Below are 6,359 nucleotides of genomic sequence, written 5' to 3'. Positions count from 1 at the left end.
CCGGCGCCGGCGCGCAGGTAGCCGTGGAAGCCTTCGGCGTCGGATGGGTACATGGGGTCGGCCATGGCGGAAGCGCTGGCGATGGCCAGGAGCAGGGCAGGCAAGGTTTTCAGTGCAGTGCGATTCATGCGGTCTCCAGAAAGATGTAGGTGGTAGCGGTGGCGCCCCGGGGGACTGTCACCGCACACGGTCTAATGCCGAAAACCAAGTCTAGCAGCGCTTTTTTAACCACCCTGATACAAAACGTGCAAGTGCCGATACTTTCTTTCAGAGTGTTGTTTTTGCCACATATCGATACTCTGGTGCATAGCTGGCTTGCAAAAGAGTATCGAATTGCGGTTTTGGAGTATCAGAAAGTATCAAAGTCCGGTGCTACATTGTGGTCGTGGTGCCAAGTAATCCGGCATGACCAACGACAAAAACACTGGAGACACACAATGAAACGTTCCGCCATTGCCGCGCTGTGCGCCGGCGCCTTTTGCTTCAGCTCGCCCGCTTTTTCCGCCACCGACCTGGTCATCGCCACCGTCAACAACGGCCACATGATCGAAATGCAAAAGCTCGGCAAGTTCTTCGAGCAAGCCAATCCCGACATCAAGCTCAAATGGGTGACCCTGGAAGAAGGCGTCTTGCGCCAGCGCATGACCACCGATATCGCCACCAAGGGGGGCCAGTTCGACGTGATGACCATCGGCCTGTATGAAACGCCCATCTGGGGCAAGAAAAACTGGCTGATTCCCATCAAGCCGGACGCCAGATACGATATCGACGACTTGCTGCCGGCCATACGCGAAGGCCTGTCCGGCGATGGCAAGCTGTACGCGTCGCCGTTCTACGGCGAAAGCTCGATGATCATGTACCGCAGCGACCTGGTGAAAAAAGCGGGCGTGACGATCGAGGACCGTCCTTCCTGGAACCAGCTGCGCGACGTGGCGGCCAAGCTGCACGATCCGGCCAACGGCGTGTATGGCATCTGCCTGCGCGGCAAGCCGGGCTGGGGCGACAACATGGCGCTGATCACCACCATGGCCAATTCCTATGGCGGCCAGTTGTTCGACATGCAATGGAAGCCGCAATTTACCAGCAAGCCGTGGAAAGACGCGGTCAATATGTATGTCGACCTGATGAAGAAATACGGCCCGCCGGGCGCGGCCGCCAACAGCTTCAATGAAAACCTGGCGCTGTTCAACCAGGGCAAGTGCGGCATCTGGATCGACGCGACGATCGCCGCCTCCTTCATCACCGACCCCAAGCAAAGCAAGGTGGCCGACAAGGTGGCGTTTGCCCAGTCGCCGGTGGGGGGGACGGAGCGGGGCGCCAACTGGCTGTGGATATGGTCGCTGGCCATCCCGTCGAGCTCGAAGCACCCGAATGAGGCGCAACGCTTCATCAACTGGGCCACATCGCCCGACTACGTGAAACTGGTGGCCAAGGAAACGAGCTGGGCCAACGTACCGACGGGCACGCGCAAGTCGACGTATGCGAGCCCCGAGTTCCAGAAAGTGGCGAAATTTGCCGCCGCCGAAGGCAAGGCCCTGGCCACCACGCGCGCCGTGCAAAGCACCTTGCCGCCGTCGCCGTACGTGGGCGTGCAATTCGCATCGATTCCCGAATTCCAGGTGATCGGCGTGGCGGCCGGCCAGCAAATGGCGGCTGCGCTGTTGGGCAAGGTGACGGTGGAGCAGGCGCTGGAATTGTCGCAGCAGACGGCGGAAAGAGAAATGCGCAAAGGCGGCTATTACAAGTAAGAGGATAGCCTGACCAAACCTACTGCGCGTCGCGCTTTGCGGCCGGCGATGCTCACCGGCTCGGCGCCCCCGTACTAAAGTACGGCTGCGCTTCTCGGGCACAAGGGGGCGCCGAGCCTCACTGCCGCTCGCTACGGTTTTGTCAGGCATCTTTGCTGTGCTGTTTGGTTTGTAACACAGGTGATGTGACTGGCCTTGCTATTGCGCTAGATCACTCACCTCACGTCCCAAGAGAATCCTATGAAACGCATTATCCCCCGGACTTTGCTGACGCCGGCCGTGCTTGCCGTCTCCGTCATTTCCGTGATCCCGCTGCTGATCACCCTGTATTACGCGTTCGTGCGCTATTCCATGCTCGATCCGAGCGGCCATCCTTTCCATGGCTTGGCCAATTTCCACTTCTTCTTTACCGATGCCTCGTTCCTGCCGGCCTTGCAGAACACGTTTACCCTGCTGTTTTCCGTCATGCTGGTCACGGTGGTGCTGGGTACGGCGCTGGGCTTGCTGATCAATGAAGCGTTCCCGGGGCGCGCCGTCGTGCGCGTGCTCTTGATTTCGCCCTTCCTCGTCATGCCGGCCGTCAATGCCCTGATGTGGAAAAACATGCTGCTCAATCCGATCTACGGCCTGTTCGCGCAGATCAGCCTGTTCTTTGGCGCCACGCCCGTCGACTGGCTGTCGGCCCACCCCCTGTTTTCCATCATCATGATGGTCTCGTGGCAATGGCTGCCATTCGCCTGCCTGATCTTCATGACGGCCCTGCAATCGATGGACCGGGAACAGCTGGAAGCGGCGCGCATGGATGGCGCCACCTATCTGCAGCAGTTGCGCTACCTCTACATTCCCCACCTGGGCCGCGCCGTCTCGGTGGTGCTGATGATCGAGATGATCTTTTTGCTGTCGATCTTTGCGGAAATCTTTACCACCACGGGCGGCGGTCCCGGCTTCGACACGACCACCATCACCTTCATGATCTATCAGCAGGCACTGCTGTCGTATGACGTGGGAGCGGCCTCGGCCGGCGCCCTGTTCGCCGTGCTCATCGCCAACATCGCCGCCTTCTTCCTGATGCGCGTCATCGGCAAGAACCTGTCGAAATAAGGAGACCTTGATGCATAGCAAACTTCATCTCTATAGCCGCACGGCCGCCGCCTGGCTCTGCGCGCTGCTGCTGTTCTTTCCCATCTTTTGGCTGGGCCTGATGGCCTTCAAGACGGAAGGGCAAGCCATTTCCACGCCGCCGCTGCTGTTCTTCGCGCCCACCTTCGACAGCTTCCGCGAAGTGCTGGCGCGCGACAATTACTTCGGCTACGCGTGGAATTCGCTGTTTACCAGCGTGGTCTCCACCGCCATCGGCCTGCTGATCGCCATCCCGGCCGCCTATTCGATGGCCTTCTTTCCCACGGGCGGCACCATCGGCTTGCTGAAATTCATGCTCAGCTCGCGCTACATGCCCGGCGTGGGCGCCCTGATGCCCATCTATATCTGCTACCAGTATTTCGGCCTGCTCGACACGCGCATCGGCCTGACCATCATGTTCATGTTGATGAACCTGCCCATCATGATCTGGCTGCTGTACACCAGCATGAAGGAACTGCCGCGCGAAATCCTGGAAGCCTCGCGCATGGATGGCGCCACCGTGTGGGATGAATTCCGCCACGTCGTGCTGCCCCTGTCCGTGGGCGGCATCGCCTCCACGGCCCTCGTGTGCATGGTGTGGTCGTGGAATGAATCGTTCTGGTCGCTGAACCTGGGCGCCTCCAACGCGGGCACCCTGGCCTGGCTCATCGCCTCGTATTCGAGCCCGGAAGGCCTGTTCTGGGCCAAATTGTCGGCCGCATCGCTGATGGCGATCGCGCCCATCATGGCGCTGGGCTGGTTCTGCCAGAAGCAGTTAGTCCAGGGGATGACTTTCGGCGCCGTCAAATAATCGATGCCTCCATAAACCTACTGCGCGGCCCAATTTCGGCTCTCCGTTGCTCACTGTGCATCCGCACAGCTCCGCTACTCAAACCGAACTTGAACCGCTCGCTACGGTTTCTGAAAGCATCGAAAAACAAATCAGAATTGAGAAAAATCATGGCTTACCTTCAACTGAGCAATATTGAGAAATTCTTTGGCGAACACCGCGCCATCAAGGGCATCGACCTGGAGATCCAACAGGGCGAGTTCGTCGTCTTCGTGGGACCGTCCGGTTGCGGCAAATCCACCCTGCTGCGCCTGATCGCCGGCCTGGAACCGATCGACGGCGGCAAGCTGTCGCTCGACGGGCGCGACATCACCAACCTGCCATCGTCCAGGCGCGACCTGGCGATGGTGTTCCAGTCGTACGCGCTGTATCCGCACATGACGGTGTTCCAGAACATGTCGTTCGCCCTGAAACTGGCCGGCGTCGATCCGGCCATCATCCGCGAGAAAGTCGACAAGGCGGCCGCCATCCTCGACCTGGGTAAATACCTGGAACGCACGCCGAAGGAACTGTCGGGCGGCCAGCGCCAGCGGGTGGCCATCGGCCGCGCCATCGTGCGCGACCCGAAGGTGTTCCTGTTCGACGAACCGCTGTCCAACCTCGACGCGGCCCTGCGCGTGCAGACGCGCATCGAGATCGCCAAGCTGCACCGCGAACTGGGCGCCACGACGATCTATGTGACGCACGACCAGGTCGAGGCGATGACCCTGGCCGACCGCGTGGTGGTGCTGCGCGACGGGCAGATCGAACAACATGGCTCGCCCCTGGAACTGTACGACCATCCCGCCAACCGCTTCGTCGCGCAATTCATCGGCACGCCCAGCATGAACGTGGTGCCGGCCGATGCGGCGCCGCAGCTGCTGGCGCAGGCGGGCAGCGCGGCGCAGGCCGATGGTTTTGTCGGCATCCGCCCCGAACACGTGCACCTGGGCGCGGCGCAGCCGGGCAGCGTGCCCGTCACCGTCGACCTGGTCGAATCCCTGGGCGTGGAGACGCTGACCTATGTGCGCCTGCCGAACAACGTGCAGGTGGTATCGCGCGGCGCCGAGCGCAGCAGCCTGCAGCCGGGCCAGCAGACGCACCTGACGTTCGAGCCGGGCTTCGTCCACTATTTTGACCGCGCCGGCAAGACCTGTGCGGCGGCGAAAGGAGCGCTGTAATGGACGCCATCGCATTGAACCAGGCGAACTTGGCCAAGCTCGCGGGGAACGTGGCCGTGCCCGCGTATGCGCGCGAGGCGCTCGAACCCGGCATCGTGCATATCGGCGTAGGCGGTTTTTTTCGCGCCCACCAGGCCGTCTACCTCGACGATTTGCTGGCCTTGCCCGGCAATCAACAATGGGGCTATTGCGGCGTGGGCTTGCTGGCGATTGACGCGGCCATGCGCGACGCCATGCGGGCGCAGGATGGCTTGTACACGGTGGTCGAGCGCAGCGCGGCCGGCGACTCGGCGCGCATCATCGGCAGCGTCGGCGCATACCTGTATGCGCCCGACGAGCCGCAAGCCGTGCTGGAAAAGCTGGCCGACCCGGGCACGCGCATCGTCGCGCTGACCATCACCGAGGGTGGCTACTACGTCAACCAGGGCACGGGCGAATTCGACGCGCGACACCCCGACATCGTGCATGAACTGGCACACCCCGAGGCGCCGCGCTGCTCGTTCGGCTACCTGGCCGCGGCGCTGGCCCTGCGCCGCCAGCGGGGCCTGGCGCCGTTTACCATCATGTCCTGCGATAACCTGCAAAACAATGGCGACGTGACGCGCAAGATGCTGCTGGCCTTTGTCGCCCTGCGCGACGTGGACCTGGCGCGCTGGCTGGCCACGCATGGCAGCTTCCCCAACAGCATGGTCGACCGCATCACGCCGGCCACCAGCGATGAACACCGGGCCCTCGTGCGCGACAGTTTTGGCATCGTTGACGCCTGGCCCGTCGTGTGCGAACCGTTCCGCCAGTGGGTCATCGAGGACGAATTCCCGCAGGGCCGGCCGGCCTGGGAAAAGGTGGGCGCGCAGATGACGCACGACGTGCTGCCGTATGAAAAGATGAAGCTGCGCCTCTTGAATGCCAGCCACCAGGCCCTGTGCTACATCGGCATGCAGCTCGGTTACACGTTTGCGCATGAAGCGATGGGTGACCCCGGCATCCGCCGGCTGGTGCGGCGCATGATGGATGACGAGGTCACGCCGCTGCTCGATGCGGTGCAAGGCATCGACCTGGCGCAGTACAAGGATACGCTGATCGAGCGCTTTTCGAATCCGGCCGTGCGCGACCAGCTGGCGCGCATCGGCACGGAAGGCTCGGCGCGCATTCCGAAATTCGTGCTGCCATCCGTGCGCGAAGCGCTGGCCCGGGGTGGCGCCATCACGCTGCTGGCGTTTACCGTGGCGTGCTGGTTCCGCTACCTGGAAGGCCACGACGAGCAGGGGCGCGAGATGCCCTTGAACGATCCGTACGGGGCGCGCCTGCGGGCGCTGGCGCTGCAGGGCGGTGCGGACGCCACGGCGCTGCTGTCCTTGCGCGAACTGTTCGGCGACTTGAGCGACACGCCAGCGTTCACGCAGGCGGTGCGGCAGGCGCTGGCCAGCCTGTATGGGCTGGGCGCGCGCGCGGCGCTGGAACAGAGCGTGGCCTGACGGGGAG

General features: G+C 62.4%; 5 protein-coding genes. All 5 read left to right on the top strand.

Annotation, left to right across the window (positions count from 1 at the left end; genetic code table 11):
* The first annotated feature begins 437 nt into the window (after nt 1-437).
* The 5 genes from J0O65_RS18100 to J0O65_RS18080 all read left to right on the top strand — a co-directional run bounded on the left by J0O65_RS18100 (nt 438) and on the right by J0O65_RS18080 (nt 6,352).
* Nucleotides 438-1,748: an ABC transporter substrate-binding protein gene (locus tag J0O65_RS18100; RefSeq protein ID WP_215408672.1), complete on the top strand. Its 1,311-nt coding sequence runs from the start codon at nt 438-440 to the stop codon at nt 1,746-1,748.
* A 240-nt stretch (nt 1,749-1,988) separates the two neighbouring features.
* Nucleotides 1,989-2,849 carry a carbohydrate ABC transporter permease gene (locus tag J0O65_RS18095; protein WP_215408671.1) on the top strand — a complete coding sequence of 287 codons (861 nt, stop codon included), beginning with the start codon at nt 1,989-1,991 and terminating at the stop codon, nt 2,847-2,849.
* 10 nt (nt 2,850-2,859) lie between these two features.
* A complete protein-coding gene (locus J0O65_RS18090) occupies nt 2,860-3,678 on the top strand; it encodes a carbohydrate ABC transporter permease (protein ID WP_215408670.1) in 819 nt (272 codons plus the stop codon).
* Between the two features lie 149 nt (nt 3,679-3,827).
* Nucleotides 3,828-4,877 (top strand): ABC transporter ATP-binding protein, encoded by a 1,050-nt coding sequence (locus J0O65_RS18085; protein WP_215408669.1) that lies wholly within the window; start codon nt 3,828-3,830, stop codon nt 4,875-4,877.
* Nucleotides 4,877-6,352 carry a mannitol dehydrogenase family protein gene (locus tag J0O65_RS18080; RefSeq protein ID WP_215408668.1) on the top strand — a complete coding sequence of 492 codons (1,476 nt, stop codon included), beginning with the start codon at nt 4,877-4,879 and terminating at the stop codon, nt 6,350-6,352. Before J0O65_RS18085 ends, J0O65_RS18080 begins: the two co-directional genes overlap by 1 nt.
* Nucleotides 6,353-6,359: the final 7 nt, after the last annotated feature.

Source organism: Janthinobacterium sp. JC611 (assembly GCF_018682595.1).
Taxonomy (GTDB): domain Bacteria; phylum Pseudomonadota; class Gammaproteobacteria; order Burkholderiales; family Burkholderiaceae_D; genus Janthinobacterium.
Note: the sequence above shows the minus strand (reverse complement) of the source record. Positions and strands in the feature narration are given on the sequence as shown.